This window comes from Alishewanella agri BL06 (assembly GCF_000272005.1).
GTDB lineage: Bacteria > Pseudomonadota > Gammaproteobacteria > Enterobacterales > Alteromonadaceae > Alishewanella > Alishewanella agri.
The window spans coordinates 361,555-381,321 of sequence record NZ_AKKU01000015.1; the positions used below are offsets into that span (position 1 = coordinate 361,555).

17 protein-coding genes are annotated in these 19,767 nt (G+C 47.7%); 4 read left to right on the plus strand and 13 right to left on the minus strand.

The features are described from left to right. The first annotated feature begins 138 nt into the window (after window positions 1–138). Window positions 139–1,980, plus strand: a complete 1,842-nt coding sequence (locus tag AGRI_RS09745) for a methyl-accepting chemotaxis protein (RefSeq protein WP_008984778.1) — start codon at window positions 139–141, stop codon at window positions 1,978–1,980. A gap of 84 nt (window positions 1,981–2,064) precedes the next feature. On the opposite strand, the gene AGRI_RS09750 is transcribed toward AGRI_RS09745, so the two are convergent. Then, window positions 2,065–3,684, minus strand: coding sequence for a methyl-accepting chemotaxis protein (locus tag AGRI_RS09750; RefSeq protein WP_008984779.1), 1,620 nt, complete (start codon window positions 3,682–3,684; stop codon window positions 2,065–2,067). A gap of 267 nt (window positions 3,685–3,951) precedes the next feature. Between AGRI_RS09750 and AGRI_RS09755 the strand changes: the two genes are divergently transcribed. The 3 genes from AGRI_RS09755 to AGRI_RS09765 are packed head-to-tail and all read left to right on the plus strand — an operon-like array spanning window position 3,952 to window position 6,930. Next, window positions 3,952–4,515 carry a GbsR/MarR family transcriptional regulator gene (locus tag AGRI_RS09755; protein WP_008984780.1) on the plus strand — a complete coding sequence of 188 codons (564 nt, stop codon included), beginning with the start codon at window positions 3,952–3,954 and terminating at the stop codon, window positions 4,513–4,515. 40 nt (window positions 4,516–4,555) lie between these two features. Then, window positions 4,556–5,929, plus strand: coding sequence for a cytochrome ubiquinol oxidase subunit I (locus AGRI_RS09760; protein ID WP_008984781.1), 1,374 nt, complete (start codon window positions 4,556–4,558; stop codon window positions 5,927–5,929). Continuing rightward, window positions 5,926–6,930, plus strand: coding sequence for a cytochrome d ubiquinol oxidase subunit II (locus tag AGRI_RS09765; protein WP_008984782.1), 1,005 nt, complete (start codon window positions 5,926–5,928; stop codon window positions 6,928–6,930). Before AGRI_RS09760 ends, AGRI_RS09765 begins: the two co-directional genes overlap by 4 nt. A gap of 52 nt (window positions 6,931–6,982) precedes the next feature. On the opposite strand, the gene AGRI_RS09770 is transcribed toward AGRI_RS09765, so the two are convergent. The 12 genes from AGRI_RS09770 to AGRI_RS09820 all read right to left on the minus strand — a co-directional run bounded on the left by AGRI_RS09770 (window position 6,983) and on the right by AGRI_RS09820 (window position 19,688). Then, on the minus strand, window positions 6,983–7,351 hold the full coding sequence (locus AGRI_RS09770; RefSeq protein ID WP_008606587.1) for a PH domain-containing protein: 369 nt from the start codon (window positions 7,349–7,351) through the stop codon (window positions 6,983–6,985). Between the two features lie 9 nt (window positions 7,352–7,360). Further along, window positions 7,361–7,876 carry a hypothetical protein gene (locus AGRI_RS09775; RefSeq protein WP_237713055.1) on the minus strand — a complete coding sequence of 172 codons (516 nt, stop codon included), beginning with the start codon at window positions 7,874–7,876 and terminating at the stop codon, window positions 7,361–7,363. 229 nt (window positions 7,877–8,105) lie between these two features. Then, on the minus strand, window positions 8,106–8,483 hold the full coding sequence (locus AGRI_RS09780; protein WP_008984784.1) for a VOC family protein: 378 nt from the start codon (window positions 8,481–8,483) through the stop codon (window positions 8,106–8,108). 318 nt (window positions 8,484–8,801) lie between these two features. Beyond that, window positions 8,802–9,290 carry a DUF4411 family protein gene (locus AGRI_RS09785; protein ID WP_008984785.1) on the minus strand — a complete coding sequence of 163 codons (489 nt, stop codon included), beginning with the start codon at window positions 9,288–9,290 and terminating at the stop codon, window positions 8,802–8,804. After that, window positions 9,287–10,426: an XRE family transcriptional regulator gene (locus AGRI_RS09790; RefSeq protein ID WP_008984786.1), complete on the minus strand. Its 1,140-nt coding sequence runs from the start codon at window positions 10,424–10,426 to the stop codon at window positions 9,287–9,289. The genes AGRI_RS09785 and AGRI_RS09790 overlap by 4 nt, the downstream gene beginning before the upstream one ends. A gap of 84 nt (window positions 10,427–10,510) precedes the next feature. Further along, window positions 10,511–10,648, minus strand: coding sequence for a hypothetical protein (locus AGRI_RS16530; RefSeq protein ID WP_156808373.1), 138 nt, complete (start codon window positions 10,646–10,648; stop codon window positions 10,511–10,513). 21 nt (window positions 10,649–10,669) lie between these two features. Next, a complete protein-coding gene (locus tag AGRI_RS09795) occupies window positions 10,670–11,257 on the minus strand; it encodes a hypothetical protein (RefSeq protein WP_008984787.1) in 588 nt (195 codons plus the stop codon). An 87-nt stretch (window positions 11,258–11,344) separates the two neighbouring features. Then, complete coding sequence (locus tag AGRI_RS09800) at window positions 11,345–12,043, minus strand: hypothetical protein (protein ID WP_008984788.1); 699 nt, start codon at window positions 12,041–12,043, stop codon at window positions 11,345–11,347. A gap of 17 nt (window positions 12,044–12,060) precedes the next feature. Then, window positions 12,061–15,234: a type I restriction endonuclease subunit R gene (locus AGRI_RS09805; RefSeq protein WP_008984789.1), complete on the minus strand. Its 3,174-nt coding sequence runs from the start codon at window positions 15,232–15,234 to the stop codon at window positions 12,061–12,063. A 14-nt stretch (window positions 15,235–15,248) separates the two neighbouring features. After that, window positions 15,249–16,583, minus strand: a complete 1,335-nt coding sequence (locus tag AGRI_RS09810) for a restriction endonuclease subunit S (RefSeq protein ID WP_008984790.1) — start codon at window positions 16,581–16,583, stop codon at window positions 15,249–15,251. Next, window positions 16,580–17,560: an Abi family protein gene (locus AGRI_RS09815; RefSeq protein WP_008984791.1), complete on the minus strand. Its 981-nt coding sequence runs from the start codon at window positions 17,558–17,560 to the stop codon at window positions 16,580–16,582. The genes AGRI_RS09810 and AGRI_RS09815 overlap by 4 nt, the downstream gene beginning before the upstream one ends. Before the next feature lie 151 nt (window positions 17,561–17,711). Further along, on the minus strand, window positions 17,712–19,688 hold the full coding sequence (locus AGRI_RS09820) for a type I restriction-modification system subunit M (protein ID WP_008984792.1): 1,977 nt from the start codon (window positions 19,686–19,688) through the stop codon (window positions 17,712–17,714). Window positions 19,689–19,767 lie beyond the last annotated feature (79 nt).

The following is a 19,767-nucleotide window of genomic DNA, read 5'->3' on the forward strand; positions in this document are numbered from 1 at the left end:
TGATCGCCAGCAGAAAATTCGCTGCCGGTCCTAGGGCGTGTTGACGTTTGTTGCAACAAATGTCAACACGCCCTCGCAAGTCAGGAACTTTGCGCTTATGCTTTTAAGAGGAAAAGTTCCTGCCATTAAGGGTTTAAGATGCAGTTAACCAATATTTCGATAAAAAGCCGGCTGGTGATTATTGCCACCGTTGCCATCATTGCCCTGGCACTGATGTTATTGCTGATGCAGTATCAGGCCAGAGTGTTAAAGAACCTGGCCGATGCTGGCCGTCTGGTGGCAGAACTTAACAGTGATATGCTGCAGCTGCGCCGGCATGAAAAGGACTTTTTGCTACGCCAGGAGCTGCGTTACCTGGAACGACATCAAAGTACGCAACTCAGTTTGCAACAACGGCTGACACAGCTGCAACAACTGCAGCTGGCACTGAGATTGGACGACAGCAAAAGCAAACAATTTGCCAGCCAGGTCGGGTTGTACGTCAGCGAATTTGCAGCATTGGTGCAGGCACAGCAGCGGATCGGTCTGACGGTGGAGGACGGTTTGCTCGGCCAAATGCGCCAGGCCGCGCAACAACTGGAGCAACAACTGGCAGCTAACCCGGAGTTAATGGTCAGCTATCTGCAATTACGGCGGCTGGAAAAAGACTTTTTACTGCGTAATGACAACCAGTATCTGAGTGCACAGCAAGCTCACTTTGCTACTCTGCAAGCCTCAGGCTTATCCGATTCTCAGGCGCTTAATCAGTACCAGCAAAGTCTGAGCGCCTTAGATCAGGCGATGGCAGAGCGCGGATACAGCGAAAGCCAGGGGAACGAGGGTAAGATGCGGCGGGAAATTCAGGCTACCGAAACCTTGCTCAAGCAACTGTCAGAAGAGTTAGATCTGGCTCTGGCCGCGGCCAGCCAGCAAATTAATCGCATCAGTGTTGGTATTTTCGCCGTCATACTGTTGTTAGTGATCGCTCTGGTCAGCCTGATAGCCCGTAGTATTCATCGTCCAATTAAACAAGCGTCAGCTGATCTGGCCCGGATCCGCAGTGATAAAGACTTTACCCATCGTTTAAGCCTGCAAGGTCGCGATGAAATCACTGGCTTGGGTGCCGATATGAATGCCGTGTTATCTGATGTGCAAGGTTTAATTCAGTCAGTAAATCAATCGGTCAGCACCTTGGATCAGGTAACAGTGCAATTAGCCGCTGCCGCCAAAACCACCAATCAGGTCATGCGCGGACAACAATCTGAAACGGATATGGTGGCTACCGCCATTACTGAAATGGGGGCGACAATTCAGGAAATTGCTGCCAATACAGAAAATACCGCTAATACCGCTGAAACCAGTAACCAGAATGCCCTGATTGGTCAACAACAGGTCAGTGAAACCGTGCAACATATTCAGGCGCTGGCCAGCCGCTTACAGCAAGCCAGCAGTGCTACAGCAGAGCTGGAGCGGGATAGTGTCAGTATCGGTTCGGTGTTGGACGTGATCCGCGCTATCGCCGAGCAAACCAATCTGCTGGCGCTGAATGCCGCGATCGAAGCGGCCCGCGCCGGCGATCAAGGACGGGGGTTCGCCGTGGTCGCCGACGAAGTTCGTACTCTGGCCCAACGAACTCAGCAATCAACAACAGAAATTGAAGGTATTATTAAAAACCTGCAGCACAAAACCAAAGATATCGCCAAAGTGATGCTGGCCTGTCGCGATGATGGTATGCAAAGTGCCGAGCAAGCCGGTTCAGCCAGTCAGTTATTACAACAAATTACCGGTGATATCAGCCGTATTATGGATATGACCACCCAGATTGCCACCGCCATTGAAGAGCAAAGCTCGGTCGCGGCCGAAGTCAATCGCAATGTGGTGAAGATTCGGGATATGTCGGAGGATACGCTACGTAGTGCCGAGCACAATTCGGGGCTGAGCGAACAAGTTGCCAGTCAAGCCAGAGGTTTACGAGCTGAAGTCATAAAATTTCGCGCTTAAATCGTCTGTTAGGGTGTGGCTAAAGATGCCACCCTTTGAAAAAACAACAGGGCGCCAAAGGCGCCCTGTTGGCTTGCCAACCGCTTACACTTTAAACCGATTAACCAGTTCGTTTAACTGAATAGCTAACCGCGATAACTCAGTGGCACTGGCCGAGGTTTGCTGCGAACCGGCAGAGGTTTGATTGGCCAGGTCGCTAATGGTGATTATATTCCGGTCAATTTCCCGCGCCACTTTCGATTGCTCTTCAGCGGCACTGGCAATGACATGGTTCTGATCGCTGATACTGGTAATATTGGTCGCGATCTGCCCCAGAGCTGCGGCAGCTTCTTCGGCCACATTTTGGGCATCACCAGCGTTTTGGCTAATTAGCCCCATGGCATTTACCGCTTCACGTACCGAACCTTGCACTTGTTGGATCATTTGTTCAATTTCACCGGTGGAGGTTTGGGTGCGGTGCGCCAAACTACGTACTTCGTCGGCGACGACGGCAAAACCGCGGCCGGCATCACCGGCGCGGGCTGCTTCGATCGCCGCATTCAACGCCAGCAGGTTGGTTTGCTCGGCCACACTGCGAATCACTTCCAGCACCTGGTTAATTGACGAGACTTTTTCTGCCAGCACATTAATCACAGTGACGCTTTGCTGCACCTCGGTATTCATCTTACTGATGACCGCCCGGGTCTGGGTAACCTTCTGGCTGCCATCTTTGGCCAGATTGGCCGATTGTGCAGACGCATCTGAGGTTTGCATCGCCGTTGCCGCCACTTCATCGACCGCTGAGCTCATCTCAGTGATAGCCGTCGCGGCTTGTTGTACTTCATCATTTTGTTGCTGAATGGCCCGTGCTGAATCATCGGTAACGGCATTGAGTTCTTCCGCAGCAGAGGCCAGCTGACTGGCTGAGCTGGCGATATGGCCTATGGCATCACGTAGTTTTTGCTGCATTTGCTGTAAGGCCTGGCTTAGGGTCGTCAGTTCATCACTACCAGCGCTATTAATTTGCTGAGTCAGATCGCCACCTGCAATCTGCTGCGCCGAGGCCACTGCCAGCTCCAGCGGCTGGTTAATACTACGGGAAATCACCAGCGCGACAATAACAGCTACGGCGACCGCAAGCGCAATCAATACCACGATTAAGATCCGGGCCGTTTCATAAGCGCTGACACTCTCTGCCCGGGCCTGTTGTGCGGCTTCCTGGTTCAAATCCGTCAGCTTCAGTAAATCATTAGTCATATCATTGGTTAACGCATTCATTTGCTGCAGTAAATCCAGCGCCATACCGGTTTCATCTTGTTTCAGATAATCAATCGCCTGTCTCTGTAAGGCAAGATACTGGGTTTTACGCTTGGCGAACTCAACGAAAACCACCTTTTCTTCATCGATGTATAAATGAGAGGCAAACTCCGCCTCATTTCGGTCTACCTCAGCACGCAGCTCATCAACCCGAGCCAGGGTTTCGCCTTCCTGCGTAATGTCAGTGGTTAACATTAAACGCAGGGTCATCACCCGCAGCCGGGTTACGTTCAGGTTCAGGTCAGCCAGGCTCATCAATGCCGGCATAATATTAGTCTCTACCAAATTCGCCCGCTCACGGATTTGTGACATGGTATTCAGGTTATATAACCCCAGACCCGCCAGCATAAAAGCCAGTAAGCCAAAAGCGGCCAATAAACGTTTTTGAATCGATATGGATCTGAACATAGGCAAAACCCTGTGTTAATAAAGATAAGACCGTAAAACGGCACAGCTGACCAAATAAACAGGCAAGTAGTATTACTTTAGCAGCTCTAACGGCGCATAAAAGCCTGCAACTCGGAAAACCCTGACATTTTTACCACTTTTTCCGCAGCTGGTAATCGGAGCTGCGCTTATCTGGGTCTAGCATAACAGCAAATTAATTTGATCCTGATCAACTTTTAGGCGTATTATTGTTTCAGAAATTTCTGAAAGTTCAGTAAGGAACTTAACATGCAAATGACCCCGATGATCGAATCTTTCGTTTACCACTTTGGCGAAATGGGCAGCCGCTGGGGTTTTAACCGCACCGTTGGCCAAATTTACGCGCTGTTGGTGATTAGCGAACAACCGGTTTGCGCCAACGAAATTGCTGAACTACTCGGGATCTCGCGGGGCAATGTCAGTATGGGTTTAAAAGAGCTGGGTAGCTGGCAGTTGGTACAGGTTAGCCATAAACCCGGCGAGCGGCGCGAGTTTTACCATAGCCGCGGCAGTATCTGGGATATGGCCAACCGGGTATTTGAAGAACGGCGCAAACGGGAAATGGACCCCACCCTCAGCTTACTGCGCGACATTATGATGGATGAAGCGGCGAATCAGGAAGAAGCCTATGCGCAAAAGCGTATCGCCGAAATTCACGATCTGCTGGAAAACATTACCGAATGGACGCAAAGCCTGCAGTCTTTATCACCAGAGAAGCTAAATACCCTAATGAAGTTAGGCTCTGGCGTTGGCAAGGTACTGGAATTTACCGATAAGTTTTTAGGTAAAAAAGATCCGGCAAAACAAGCCTAGCTGTTTTTGCCACCTTTTGTTCTGTTGTAGTGAGGTTGCCATGTTAGACACCCTGTTGCTGTCACGCATTCAGTTTGCGGCCAATATCAGTTTTCATATCCTGTTTCCAACCATTACCATCGCCCTGGGCTGGTTGCTGGTGTACTTTAAAATCCGCTTTGACCTGTCACAGCATCCGGTATGGATGCGCGCCTACCGCTTTTGGGTCAAAGTTTTTGCACTGACCTTTGCACTGGGCGTGGTCAGTGGCATTACCATGTCGTTCCAATTTGGCACCAACTGGCCGGGTTTTATGGAAACTGTCGGCAATATTGCCGGTCCTTTACTGGCCTATGAAATCCTGACCGCCTTTTTCCTCGAAGCAACCATGCTCGGCATTATGCTGTTTGGTTTTAACAAGGTACCGCGCTGGCTGCATACACTGGCCACCTTACTGGTGGCCCTCGGCACAACCTTGTCGGCATTTTGGATCCTGGTGCTCAATTCCTGGATGCAAACTCCGGCAGGCTTTGAAATGCGCGATGGCGTAGCCCATGCCACTGACTGGTTGGCGATTATTTTTAACCCTTCCTTCCCGTATCGCTTTACGCATATGCTGCTGGCATCGGCACTGACGGTCTGCTTTTTGGTAGCCGGTATTTCTGCCTACCGGCTATATCGCGGTGACAACAAAAAAGCACCGCGCCTGACACTAAAAACCGCGCTGTTTACCGCCGCTGTGCTGGCACCAACCCAGGCCTTTGTTGGTGACCTGCATGGTTTAAATACGCTGGAACATCAGCCACAGAAAATCGCTGCGATGGAAGGCATTTGGCATACCGAGCAAGGCGCACCACTGGTGCTGTTTGCGATCCCCGATGCTGAAACCCAGACTAACCGCTTTGCGCTGGAAATTCCAAAACTGGCCAGTTTAATACTGACCCATGATTTAAACGGTGAGCTAAAAGGCCTTAACGAATTTCCGGGCGCGCACCCGCCGGTGGCGCCGGTGTTCTACAGTTTCCGGGTGATGGTGGGTATCGGTGTATTAATGCTGGCCGTTGCCTGGTGGTGTAGCCTGCGGTTGTACCGAAAAGGCGAATTATCACCGCTGCAATATAAGGTATTAATCGGCATGTCGTTCTCCGGTTGGCTTGCCACCCTGGCCGGTTGGTATGTGACCGAAATCGGCCGCCAGCCATACCTGGTATATGGTGTGCTAAAAACCAGTGACGCCGTGACCACTGTAGCCAGTGAGCAGGTTGCCTTAACGCTTATCATGTATCTGGCGCTTTATGTAGTGTTACTGCTGGCCTATGTTAAGACCTTATTCTGGCTGGCAAAACGGGCGATTGAGGTTGAGGAATATGACCTGTCGCTGCCTGGCCTACCAGAACAGAAAGCCAAACTCGCCAACGAAGGAGCCGAAGCATGAGCCTACTAACTGCAGAAAACCTGGCCCTGGTATTCGCCGGCCTGACGGCACTGGCGGTACTGCTGTATGCCATCCTGGATGGTTATGATTTAGGTGTCGGCATAACACTGCCGATGCAGCAAGAAGCCTGGCGTGACACCGCCATTGCCTCTATTGGTCCGTTCTGGGATGCCAATGAAACCTGGCTGGTGCTGGCCGTCGGCTTGCTGCTGGTGGCTTTTCCGGCTGCGCATAGCGCGATTTTGCATGCGCTGTATTTGCCCGCAGCCTTGCTGCTGATTGGCTTGATCTTACGCGGTGTTGCCTTTGATTTTCGCGCCAAAGTCAAACCGGAGCGGAAAATCCGCTGGGACTGGACCTTTAAATTTGGCTCCTTGCTGGCAACCTTTAGCCAGGGCTTTATGCTGGGTATCTATGTGATGGGACTGGAGTACAGCGTTGGCAGTGTCGTGTTCGCCAGCTTTAGCGGCCTCTGTGTTACCGCCGCCTATGCGATGATTGGCAATGCCTGGCTGATAGGCAAAACCAGTGGCGATTTGCAGCGCCATGCCATCCGGCAGTGTAAACTGGCTGGGGTCTGGACACTGGCGGGTATTCTGGCGGTAAGTGCGATTAATCCGCTGGTAAATGCCAATGTGTATCAGGTTTGGACCGAGCCACCCCTGGCCTATTTGTTCGCCGCCATTCCGCTATTGTGCTTTGCGATGTTTGCGCTGGGTTATCTGGCATTACAGCGGTTGCCGCTACCGGACGATCGCGGCGCCTGGCTGCCGTTCTTTATCTGTAAGATTATTTTTATCTGTAGCTTTGTCGGGTTGGCACTCAGCTTCTACCCCTTTGTGGTGCCAAACCAAATGACGCTCTATGAAGCGGCCAGCTCCAAGGAGTCGCTGACCATTATTTTCTTCGGCGCTGTGGTGGTCATTCCGATTATCGCCGCCTATACCGCGGTCGCCTATTATGCGTTTCGCGGTAAGGCAGATGGTTTGAAATACTACTAAGCTTTTCTCGGGCGTTACCTTGCGTAGCGCCCATTTTTTGTGGGCCCTTTTACTACAACGAATGCTGCGCGATATATTTGGCTATCTCCACTATCGCGGTTTTACCGGTAAATTCAAATTTTACCTTGCCTACTGCTGACAAATAAATTTCCAGCTCGGAGTCCAAGTCGAAGGTGCCAGAAGTTTCGACCGAATAGGCGACAATGTTTTTATAAGGGATAGAGGTGAAATCTTTTTTGCTACCGGTAATGCCCTGCACGTTAACCACAATCAGCCTTTTCGTTGTAAACACCACGCCATCACGCATGGATTTATAGGCGTCAATTATGGTCTCACCATCCAGCAACAGGGCCGCCACCTGGTCTGCATAGTCACGGTTTTGTTTTAACTTAAAAAAACCCTTATTGTTAAAATCAATCATCTTTCATCCTCAATCACTATGATCCAGTGCCAGTTTGGCGTCCTCAAATAACGTCAGATAATCGTTTTGCTCTGACAGCTTTAAACGGGCCGTCAGCGTCACTGAGCTGGCACCTTTTGGAATATCTAACAAACCAGAGCTGATAGTGAAATTCAGCTTAGCAGACTTTTGCTCGGCCAAGAGTTGCTGCATCTCAACAAAATTAGTAATCGCCAGCTCGGACAATTTAAAGGTATAGCTATTTTTAGCTGGCGTAGTAGAGAACAAGCCACTGACTTGCGGCAGCTGCTCCTCGACCAGCAACTGCAATGGAAACTGATAAAGTCGCAAGCCTTTGCTGGTTTCTAATGCCAGCTGCAGCTCAACTTTCTCTAAATCAGCCCGCACCGGCTGTACCAACAATACTTGTGCCCGCAGCTGCTCAGGCTGGGTGGCCAGAAAATCCTCTTTACTATAAGAGCGCATTTCCAGCATGGTACTAAGCGGAATACTGGAGCAGCCCGTGAGCAATAAAATTACAGTCAAAAGTATAACTTTATACATGATGTCCCTCTCCATTATGGCTGGCATTGCCTCCGCCAGTGCAACGGCACACCTGGTTAATGTGCCGCCGTTTTGTTCAATATTAAATTAAGCTTAAATAGCGTATAAGCCACTAGCAGGCATTAATGCTGCCACCGAGTAGCAGTAACTTAATAAGTATTTCCCACCAGGGAATCTGGACATTAAAGTTATCGCCGGCCAGACCCCACTATCATGCTCGTTTTTCTTCCAGCAAAGCCAGCAGATTAGCGTCAGGATCACGCAAAAAACTTAACCATAACTCATGATCCGGCATCTTTGCCGCCAGCTGTGGCACTCGCTCATTATGCGCGCCAGCAGCAACAAGCATTGTATGAGTAGTTTCGATATCCGAAACTTTAAAATACAACACAGAGTTCGCGCCAACCTTACCAGCGCCCTGTGGGGTACTGAGCATAATACGGACACCATCCGCATTAAGAAATGCCAAATTGGGCCCAGCACGGAACAGCAACTCCAGCCCCAGCAGATCGCGGTAAAAGCCAAGTGCCGTATCCACATCGCTTACCGTCAGCGCAATTTGTGCGATCGTAGAAAGCTTTATTGTCATGCCCATCGTCCTGTTACGCCAGTTTGCCACGCCGCTAATGCTTAACGTGTTACGCTAAAGAATAACCTGGGTTTGCGCAATATTTTTGTTGGTGCTTGCATCTTGGGAAGATTGCGGGAAATGAAGTATTACTGCGGCAGGAGTCAGTTACCTTTTGATATCGCAGATCGCGTCTCCGGTACGCCAGCATACCGGAGACGGGAAGCGGTGTGGCTTAGCGTCAGCTTTGGCGTAAGAAAGCAAAAAAGCCGCTGTTAAAAGCGGCTTTTTCGGAATTTGGATTTACCGAGTATCTATCGCAATTAAGTTGTTACACATTCAAATCAAGCCAAACTTGGCTTTTGTCTGCCGCAGGAATTCAAACGTATTAATACATTGAACACCGAACTGCTTACAGATATTGGGTACCTTAACTTTCTTCGTCGCATCACTAACCAAACTTTCATGCGTTACAACTATAGCGCCGCTCGACATCGCTTTAGCAATTAACCAAGGGTCCGCTTTAGCTAGAAAGTTATCTCGATTGGCAAGGTTAAAATTCTGGGCCATTACATACTCGATGATTTGCACAAAAGCCGTTTGCGTTGCATCATCATCATTAGCAATAAACTGGCCTTTGCGGGCTTTAACCCATTCCGCTAACTCGTCATTACCCTCTTTCAGCTCACGACCAATCATATCAATACTACCCGCTATACCGGTCGCAAATTGGTGATCTAACCAAGACCAATAGGCGGGGCAAAAATCCATGCTGTAGTAGCTGTTTTTAGCTTCTATATAGGTGTTTGCATCCAACAGATAAATCAAAACCCAAGCTCCTGCGCGAATTTAGTTACGCTGGCCGGTTTCATTCCAAGCAGCCAAGCAGCGTCACGCAACAACAACTTACCATTCAACGCTTCACTGACAACGGCCTTAGAAAACAGCTGACTAATTTGCGCCTTTTTGGTTTTAAAATAGCCTGGGCTACTATCGCTAGCTTCGCGCTCTTTAAATGCTTCTCTTTGCGCCTTAATAAAGGCTCCGTATTCACCCTCGCTAATCAATGCCAGCGTTAATGCTTTCCGCGCCAAGGCCCAGGGGCTAACATGAAAATGCGCTTCTAACTCAGGTAGGTTTTGTTGCCAGTTATCAACATCGATGCGCCAACGCGCCCGAAATTCATCAGTAGGAACGAGTAACTCAGCTGCCACCGCGTTACAAAACCGCTCTTCCGCGCGATGACTGTTAGCATCGCCATCAGAAAGGCCGGTTTGCCCTATCCAGATATGGCATAGTTCATGGATAAGGGTAAACAATCGGGCACCGGGGGCATCAGCATGATTGACGAAGATAATTGGCGCAAACTCATCACACATCGCAAAACCACGGAATTCATCGACACTAAAAGGTCTGCTGTGATGTCCAAGACTAGATTGCCTCATCACCAAAATACCAAGCGCCTCGATTCGCTGTACTAAATCGCGGTAGTAGTCGTCCCAAGAACCCCGCTTTGGGTGAGGTGGAATGTTAAGTTTATTGCGCATATCTGCCACAACAGCTGCCACCCCATCTTCAATTCGGAAGCTCCCGACAATACTGATAGGCTCTAGCAGCTGATTACGGGCATAGTCGCGGTACCAGTCCTGACATTCCAGCATATTCTTGAGTAAATCCATCAGCTCAGTACTTGGACGCTTTAACTCTGCGGAATCCACAGTGCGTAAATCAGGGATCGGTAAATTTTCAACAGGAGGCTGACTTAAAAATAGAAAACCAAAAGGCACATGAGCTTTATTAGCAAACGCCATCGCTTGCACGAAGGTAATATCCCGCTCGCCAGCTTCCCACTCACTGACTTTTTCTTCAGTCACATTCAATTTACGCGCAAATTCAGGCAAAGCATAGCCGGAACGCTCGCGCGCCCATGTCAGCATAGTTTTGTTGATTTTTGCGTTACTCACTGATGCTACCTTTTTGAACCAAATACCAGAATCACTATGAAATTATAAACTGCTGCACCTAAGAGTGCTATGCTCAACAAGCCATCATTTAAATTCACTAAATTGACTTAAACCAATCAGGTCAATAGTCACTTCACCGAGTGTATATGGAAGCGTTGCCGCACCTGAACCTGATGCGAAGCTAATGAGTAAAACGGCAAAAATAAAGTTAAATATTTTCAATTCTAAAGTCCTTTTTCTAAATTAAATGCTTCTACAACGTTCATCTATAACTTGGTTGAAAGCTCGATCTGCTACAAGCTGTCTCATACTATCTCTTACTGGGCGGGCCCACATTTTCACATCTCTTTGTAGCTCAAATGTTCCCGGAGTATATTCCCCCACAACCCGCTTAATAAAATAGGTTGCGTCACCACTCTTCAAAGTATAAGTCGCATCAACTCGGTGAGTCATGGCACTGAAACTCTGTACCATACCCACAAACTGAATTTGTGCTGAAAGCTTGCATGTAGAGTCTTTATCCCTAAGCATGATTTCAGTTAAAGCTGATTCTGTTTCAGCCTGAATGATTTGATTGATTGGTTGAGCAAAAACCAGCTGTTGTCTACCACCATCAGGATCGCAAAATGGGCAACCAATAACGGAAGTTGCATACTGAGTTATGTTCCTATGAGGTTTATACTCAAAATCAGTAACAACAATATTTGGTAAGTTTTTGTTTAAACTGATGGGCGAATCAACAACACTGCCTGACATATTGTAGTGTAAAGGCCTCATAGTACAGGCAGATAAAAGGGGAATTGCAAGCAGAACAGGTAACAACTTAAACATTTACAGACTCCATAATTTACAACTTTTCCATAAAAAAACTTAATAAAGCTTCGACCTAAAAATGAACAACTCGCCAACTTAGAAAAGCTATTTAATTTTTAAATTATCCTTAAAATACCCATTATCTTGCAAGTAAATTAACGCATTGTATATACCTCGGAAAATATCTAATTGATTGGCACCAAAAGTATATCTTCCAGAAATTAGATCAAGGTTATTAATTTCAGGTGTAACTGCTTTAACTTTAACATTAGCTTCAGGGCCGAAAGTTAATGGATATCGATATCTCGGCAGAGTTGTGTTAATGAGACCCCATCGCTGCCAAGGTTCTGTTTTATTAATGTTGTAGCATTCGTTTCCAATTATCTTCTCAAGCGTAATTAATAAATCACGAACAGGAGCAATACATTTATCCACTTTAATCGAATTTAATTCACTCAAATAACATAAAATTAAATCTGAGTAACTTATCTCATCTCGCCCAGTATCAACGAACTCATTAATTATTCCGAAGAAAGCATCATGATTGAAGTCCCCTGCTTCGTTATTTAGGTGGCAAACTCTAACTTCAAGGCATTGCTCCACTATTTTTAGTAAGCTTTTCCAAGTTCTTACCTTGTGCGGTCGTAAACCAAGATAGAGTTCCGAGGGTAAAAAATCATTCTCCTCAAACAATGTAAATAAAGCATTTAAACTCTTTGTTTCTTCCCAATAAATTTGTGGCCGTGAATCTTCATCTGCCAAATACTTAGCTTCAATTTCCGCTAAAAATACGTCTTTACTCATAAAATTCCTTTTTAATATTAATTAGCCAACAACCGCAATATCAGCCGCGCAAAGTCTTTACCCTTCTGCTGTGATGCAAGCACTTCTGTAGCGAGCTTTTCGTTGTCCGTCATCATATCCAGGATGGTATCGGTAACCAGCTGCGGGAAGCGGCCATACATCACTTCATCAGGCGTGTGCTTGCTGATCTGTGCCATGGTAGGCTCGTCCTTGGTAATACGCTCTGCCACGCCACGGGCGAAATGCAGCTTGTCATCATCACTTACTTCAGCGCCAAATAAGTCGTTGAGGGCGTCGATAATTTCAGATAGCTTTTTCTTCTCAGGGTCGTGCGCTTTACCACTGCCGACTTCGGTAATGCCTTTCAAGTAAGGGCCATCTTCTTCCCCTAAGCGAATGGCCAGTTCCTGCTTTTTGGTAATGCGGTAATGGGTAAGCTCGGTGCCGGTTAAATCGAAATCATCCGGGTCTTCCAAGCGGTCAGCACGTAACAGCGGTAACAGGTTTTTACCGTAAACACACAGGGCTTCCAGATCGTTATCTTCATAAGGCACAATCTGCGACATAAACTCGTACAGCCGGATAAACGACGTTAGGTTTTTCTTAAACAAGTCTAACTGGTCTACCGTTTCACCCGCCTGCTTTATCCCCTCTTCCGCTGCTTTTATACCGTAGGTATTACCGTCTGCTTGCGCCTTGGCTTTGGCGTCACGGGCGAGTTGATAGGCTTCTTTGGCTTGTCGATAACGCAGCGTAAAACGCTCTTTAGCGGGTTTTGCAAAGAACGACAGTTTGCTGGCACTGGCTTTAGGGTCATAGAAAGTTTGCGCAAAACCGCGTACTTCTGACCATTGGTAAATATGCTCATCGTCCAGCTTTTTCTGAATATCAAAAATCAGGTATGGGTCGGTAACCGTTTCAATTTCAGAGCGGGTGTAATAAGGCGCAAAGCTGTTTTTCACATCCTCGGCTGCGTTTACAAAATCCAGAATAAAGGTCTGATTTTTACCGGGGAAGGTACGGTTTAACCGTGACAATGTTTGCACGCATTCCACGCCAGCGAGCTTTTTATCCACGTACATAGCGCAAAGCTTGGGCTGGTCAAAACCGGTTTGATACTTGTTCGCCACAATCAGCACATTGAAATCATCGGAATCTAATGCCTTGGCATGGTCACGCCCTTTTAAACCGGGGTTAAGCAACTGACTGGTTTCTGTAACCTCTTCGGGTATCACCTCGTTGGGTAAAATACTGCCTGAGAACGCCACTAAGGCATGCACATCGACATACCCTTTATCTTTAATGTACTGCTGCATCGCCAGCTGATAACGCACAGCATCTTCACGCCCTGCCGTCACTACCATAGCTTTGGCCTGGCCGTTTAGCAGGTGGCGTACGTTGGTACGAAAATGCTCAACAATAATCTCTACACGTTGGCTGATATTGTAAGGGTGTAACCGTACCCACTTCGCCAGCTTAATGCGTGCCTGCTTGCTTTCCACTTCGGTATCTTCACCGTCAGGGTGAGCAATCTTCCAAGCAGTGGCATAGGTGGTGTAGTTATTGAGCACATCAAGAATAAAGCCTTCTTCAATGGCCTGGCGCATGGAATACAGATGAAAGGCAAATGGCTTATTGCTATCACTTAATGGCTCATCAGGATGTTCGGGGCGACCAAACAGCTCCAGCGTTTTCCCTTTAGGTGTGGCAGTAAAGGCATAGTAACTGATACGGTCGGTCGGTGTTCGGGCCTGCACGGCAGCGCTTAGTAACTCTTCAGCACTTAATTCTTCACCATCGGGTTTATCACTGCCTAAAATCGCCTTTAACTTGGCCGCTGACGAGCCGGTTTGGGATGAATGCGCTTCATCGGCAATAATGGCGTAATGCCCTTCAGCTAGCTTAGGGTAACGGTCTAACGCATCATACAAGGCTGGAAAGGTTTGGATGGTAACGATAATTATCCGGGTATTGCTTTGCAGCGCTTCGGCTAATTGTTCAGATTTACTCAGGTTACCAATATCACGGGTAATGGCTTTAATCATGCCATCAGCATGTTCAAACTGGCGGATAGTATTTTGCAGCTGGCTATCCAGCACGGTTCGGTCAGTCACAACAATAACCGAGCTAAACAGCTTTTTATGCTGCCCTTTCTCATCCTGCTGATACAGCGATGCCAGCTGATGGGCTGTCCAGGCAATAGAGTTAGATTTACCGGAACCGGCGCTGTGCTGAATAAGATACCGTTTACCCGGCCCTTCGCTACGGGTGGTATGAATAAGCTGGTTAACCACATCCCATTGATGAAAGCGCGGGAATATCAGCGTTTCTTTGCGACTGATACTGCCATCAAACTGCGGCCTTTCATCCACCTGCAAGTGCATAAAGCGGGCAAGGATATTCAGCCAATTGTCTTTGGCAAATAACTGCGTCCATAAATAGCTGGTGGCGTAATCACCGGTTTTCGGTGCGGGGTTACCGGCACCGCCTTCATCACTGCCCATATTAAACGGCAGGAAAAAGGTGTCATTACCGGCCAGCTTAGTGGTCATCGCTACTTCATCTTGCGTTACCGCAAAATGCACCAAGGCACCCCGTTTAAACGCCAGCAGTGGCTCAGGTTTACGGGTTAGCGGGTCTTTTAACGGCCTATCTTTTTTATACTGCGCTTTAGCATGTTCAATGGTTTGCTTAAACTCGCTTTTAAGCTCCAGCGTAGCAGTAGGGATACCGTTTACGAATAACACCAAGTCAATACGCGGGTTATAACTCTCTGCTGAATTGGCACCCTCACGGGCATGCGGTGAGTACGATACTTCTTCCACTACCCGCAACTGGTTTAAACCATAACGGCGTTCGGTATCGGGGTTCATACCATGGTCAGGCTTAAAGGCGCAGATATTGATATGGCCGCCAATCACCTTAAAACCGTGGCGCAGCACATGCAAAGCACCATCGCGTTCCAACGCTCGGGTTAGTGCCTGTATTAAGATTTTCTCCGGATTCGCCGAGTTGCTTTTAGCAAACTTTTCCCAACGCTCGGGGTAAGCTTCACGCACAAAGTGCAGCAAATCCTCGGTATAAAGTGCGTTGAGCCGGTCGTAGTTGGCCGCTTTACCGACTAACCAACCCTGCGCTTCCAGGCTGTTTAAAATATCGGTTTGAAAGATGCGTTCTTTGGTATCAGCCATAAAGCGTCCTTGTTTTATTGTGCTGCCGGAGGCTGCCAGCCCCGAACGTCGATTTTGCCGGTAACAGCAGCGGAGATTAGAGCTGAACGGCGCTCTGACAAAAGATTTGAAAAGGTAGCTGCTTCATTGATCAGTTTTGAAAACTGTTCCCTCACTTTCAATGAAAAATTGACTATATTTTCAATCTCTTCAGTAGGAGGTACTGCAATAAAGATATTTTTGACAATATCAGTATTTAAGTTAGGCTGGCCAGAGCCTTGCTTAACACGCTCACGCAAATCCACTGTCATACTATCAAGCAATAAATAACAGAACACACTTGAAATTTTTAAGTCTTCAAAACCCACAACACCATCATTTGCATTTGCATCGATAGCAAGGATTTTAGGAACTCCTAAGGTAGCACCACTATTAGATAAAACTAGAGTACCTGACTTAAATACTCTGCACTGTTCCGATCCCTTTTGCGTTAAAAATGACTCAGTTTCATTAAGGTATATGGAGTCATCTTTGGTGATCTCTGCAACGGTCACCCATGGCGAAAAATCACCATTGAACAATTCTGGATCACCCGCAGGTCGAGGCGAACCACCTCTGACAACGTTAGCCAAGAAGCCAAACTTTTTGACCAGCCAATGCTCCGGCACTTGCCCCAACCATTCCACACCGGACTCTTTCATCGGTACATCTGGGTTTAAGCCTTTGGTTACCGCGTGGCTAATAACCGCCTGGCGCTTTTCTTTTAACAGCGCAATCAGCTTTTCTTGCTCGGCGATAAGGGCGTCGATTTTGCCGACTTCGTGGTCGAGGAAGCGGACGATTTGGGTTTGTTCATTTATCGGTGGTAAAGGTAAATCTATCGATATTAACTCAGACGCATTGATAGCCGGGTAACTAACCCCTGTTGAGCGAGATATAACTTCACCAATAAAGCCTTCAGCATGAGCGAGGTGTTTTAGAAATCCTGATGTCGAATAACTTTCTTTAGGTCGAATTACTGCAAAACCAGTAGACGCTATGGTTTTTGGTTCGGGGTAAGTTACTTGTGCAATCGCTTTTAAATAGGTTCTTACTGTAGATATTAAAATGTCACCGTGTCTAACAACACGACGAGCCCGAGATGGTGCAACTCCGAAAGCCAACGTGCTCAAATTAGTGACACCAAGATTTAAGCTGACGTCAGAAATTTCTATGTAATTTATTTCTTCTTCCGGATCGAAGTTTTCTGGTAGCACTTCGTCGTTACAAGTCGTAACGAACTTCAGTTTGCTGAACTGCCAATCAACAGGAATACTGCTAAGCCATTCGATATTTGAATCTTTATAGGTTGGATAACTACTGAAGCTCATACTCGCCCTCCTTGCCAAATTGCCAAAGTCTGCCAATTTGTAGGAAACCCCATCGCCAGCTGTTGTGCGGCTGTAACCTTATTAATATGCGAGGCTAAACGCTGTTGCCAGCTACTGTCGGGGCTGGTTTTCTGCATCATCACTATCATAACCAGTAAGTAGTTATAAATTTCACGTTTAAGCTGCATGGCCACTGTACCATCGGCCTTAAGCTTCGGCTGACCGTTGCCATCTAGCGAAGGTTCTTGCTGCATATAGGCTTTGAGTTTTTTGATATTGGGTAACTGCAAGGTCATTTTTCGGTTCCACAGGCGGCTGTGGTGGGCGCATAAATTACGGATATAGGTAAGCTCGTGTAGTACCCCTTCCATGATCTCGACGGTTGGCATACTGAACGCTCTGGCGACTGCCATCTTTACTTTGTTATCTTTAGTCGCTTTGTACCAGCGGGATAGCGCTCCAAGCGATAGCGTCTCTGCCATGGCCCACACCGGCGGCATAAAAGGCTGGTTGTATTGGTTACGGTAATGGGTAACAAAGGTTTCTTTGCTATCGGCTAAATCACGCGCCACTTTGGCAACATCACTTAGGTGTTGCCAAGGGTCTTTAAACAGGCTGGCATCAAGATAGCAGTGGGCGTTACCGCTGGCTAAGGCTAACGTATTTACCCATTGTGAGCGTAAGGCGACCTCAATAAGTTCTATGGCTTCCATCACCAGTAAACGCAATTCACGATCAAAGGCATACAACGCGACAATGGCATCGAAATTAGTACCCGGTTGAAACTGATGATTACGAGAGGCGGTTTGGCCTGGTAACTCGAACGGTAACCAATAAGCGCTTAAGCGGTAGTAACCAATATATGCAAGGTAATGTTCAGCCACGCTCACATCTGCAATATGCAGGTTACGTTGCTGCAGCAGCGCGATTTGATCGGGTATTGAACGCGGTGGTTTAGTGTAGGTGGTAGCTGTCATGGCAACACACCACAAAAAAGCATGTTGCCAGAAAAGAGTAACCCCTCGGTTTGAGCAGCGCCCGGCATGGCCGAGAAATATGCTTGAGGGGTGTTGTTGCGAACAGTATAGGCCGCTTTAGTGTAAAAAGTAAAATAATTTGAGTGAAAACTCATGCCGACAACCCCTCGATCATCGCTTTAATTCGATCAGTACAGGCTTTTAAATCAGCATCAATATCACAGAGTGGCCGTGGCGGGGTAAACACATAAAAATGCCGGTTAAAGGGTATTTCAAAACCGACGAAACCCACTTCACCATCTAGCGGGTCGGTTTTACTGGTGTCTATCCAGGCATCTGGTACATGCGGCAATACCTCACGGGCAAAGTAGGTATCTATTGTCTCAGTCAGCGGCACGTTTTCATAATCACGCAGGTTGGTATCTGGCTCGGGGTTACCTTTGGCATCACAGCAAATATCAGCGCTATCGTCGCGCTCTGACAGCGCATTAAGCACAGCCTTTTTAACCGGCGCAGCAATTTTAAAGCTTATGGTTTTAAGCTGCTTATCCAGCAGTTTTACGAAACTTTCGCGGTTTTTGTAAAGGGTATCACCCAGCTTACTGCAAGCCAGCAGCAGCTCATTAAACTCGGCACCTGATAGCTTTTGCAGCGCGGTTTCTTGTTGCAACTTGCTAATGCGCTCGCTACTTGCGCAGAAATTTAGCCGCAATGGCCGCTCTACAGTAATACGCCGATAGCCAAAGGCTTCATTCGGGAATAGCTTACTGATAGCCGACTGCTCCATGCCACCGTAAACGCGCACCAGCTCGTTGATATGCTCTTCGGTCAGGTATTTACGCTTGCTACCCAGCGATTTACGCATTTTGGCAAAGTGGTTGCTGCCATCAATTAGCTGCACTTTACCTTTGCGGTTGGCCGGTTTGCTGTTAGATAAAATCCAGATATAGGTGGCAATGCCGGTGTTAAAAAACATATCAGTGGGTAGCGCAACAATGGCTTCTACTAAGTCATTTTGCAGCAGGTGACGGCGAATTTCTGACTCACCCGAACCGGCAGAGCCGGTAAATAATGGGCTACCGTTAAGTACGATACCAATACGTGAACCACCGTCTTTGGTATCACGCATCTTGCTAACCAAATGCAATAAGAACAGTAACGAGCCATCGGATACGCGGGGTAAGCCAGGGCCAAAGCGGCCATCAAAACCCTGCTCTTTATGCTCTTTGTCGATAACCTTTTGTACGCCTTTCCAGTCAACACCAAAGGGCGGATTACTTAGCATGTAGGTAAAGCGTTCACCCCGTAACTGGTCGTTCGATAGTGTGTTACCAAGCTTAATATTACCCACTGCCTGACCTTTAATCAGCATATCGGCCTTACAGATAGCGTAAGACTCGGGGTTCAGCTCCTGGCCCAGCAGGTTAACGTCTACGCCCTTGCTGATGCTTTGAATATACTCTTCGGCTTCAGATAGAAACCCGCCCGTCCCCGCTGTCGGGTCGTAAATGGTAACAATGCTATTGGGCTGCAGAATATGATCCTGCCCGGTTAGCAGTAATGAGCTGGCTAAATGCACGCAATCACGGGGGGTAAAGTGCTCACCGGCGGTTTCATTAGAACTTTCAGCAAACTTACGGATCAGCTCTTCAAAGATAAGGCCCATACCAAAATTGCTGATGGACTTAGGCGATAGATCAAATGACGCAAAACGCTGGGTGACCTGATACAACAAATCGGCTTGCTGTAGCTGATGCACAAATTCTTCAAAGTTAAAGTGCTCGAAAATCTCTCGCGCTTCACGGCTAAATGATTGCACATAGCTAATCAAATCTTCAGCAGTTTGGGTATCAGATAAGGTAGTTAAACTTAGCGCAGAGCTGTTGAAAAACTCTTGCCCGGCCGCACGGCGTAATAACTGCTCACGCACCTCATCCGGTTTATTGCTATGCACCGCAGCAGCGGATAACACTTCGGCCTTGGTTGCTTCAAGCACACACTCCATTCGACGCAACAGCGTAAATGGCAACACCACCCGGCCATACTGAGACTGTTTAAAGTTACCACGTAATAAGTCAGCGACAGACCAGATAAAAGATGCAGTTTGGGAGTGATTTTCAACGACCATGTAAAACCTCTGAGGCAGCAGCGGTTTTGCAGGCCATTAGGGGTTAATGGCAGGTGAAAAGGCAAGTCCGTTGCTGCGT

What these genes read in the sequence shown, in the direction of transcription:
- AGRI_RS09745 (WP_008984778.1), top strand. Translation starts at nt 139, where the DNA reads ATGCAGTTAACCAATATTTCGATAAAAAGCCGGCTGGTGATTATTGCC.
- AGRI_RS09750 (WP_008984779.1), bottom strand. Translation starts at nt 3,684, where the DNA reads ATGTTCAGATCCATATCGATTCAAAAACGTTTATTGGCCGCTTTTGGC.
- AGRI_RS09755 (WP_008984780.1), top strand. Translation starts at nt 3,952, where the DNA reads ATGCAAATGACCCCGATGATCGAATCTTTCGTTTACCACTTTGGCGAA.
- AGRI_RS09760 (WP_008984781.1), top strand. Translation starts at nt 4,556, where the DNA reads ATGTTAGACACCCTGTTGCTGTCACGCATTCAGTTTGCGGCCAATATC.
- AGRI_RS09765 (WP_008984782.1), top strand. Translation starts at nt 5,926, where the DNA reads ATGAGCCTACTAACTGCAGAAAACCTGGCCCTGGTATTCGCCGGCCTG.
- AGRI_RS09770 (WP_008606587.1), bottom strand. Translation starts at nt 7,351, where the DNA reads ATGATTGATTTTAACAATAAGGGTTTTTTTAAGTTAAAACAAAACCGT.
- AGRI_RS09780 (WP_008984784.1), bottom strand. Translation starts at nt 8,483, where the DNA reads ATGACAATAAAGCTTTCTACGATCGCACAAATTGCGCTGACGGTAAGC.
- AGRI_RS09795 (WP_008984787.1), bottom strand. Translation starts at nt 11,257, where the DNA reads ATGTTTAAGTTGTTACCTGTTCTGCTTGCAATTCCCCTTTTATCTGCC.
- AGRI_RS09800 (WP_008984788.1), bottom strand. Translation starts at nt 12,043, where the DNA reads ATGAGTAAAGACGTATTTTTAGCGGAAATTGAAGCTAAGTATTTGGCA.
- AGRI_RS09805 (WP_008984789.1), bottom strand. Translation starts at nt 15,234, where the DNA reads ATGGCTGATACCAAAGAACGCATCTTTCAAACCGATATTTTAAACAGC.
- AGRI_RS09810 (WP_008984790.1), bottom strand. Translation starts at nt 16,583, where the DNA reads ATGAGCTTCAGTAGTTATCCAACCTATAAAGATTCAAATATCGAATGG.
- AGRI_RS09815 (WP_008984791.1), bottom strand. Translation starts at nt 17,560, where the DNA reads ATGACAGCTACCACCTACACTAAACCACCGCGTTCAATACCCGATCAA.
- AGRI_RS09820 (WP_008984792.1), bottom strand. Translation starts at nt 19,688, where the DNA reads ATGGTCGTTGAAAATCACTCCCAAACTGCATCTTTTATCTGGTCTGTC.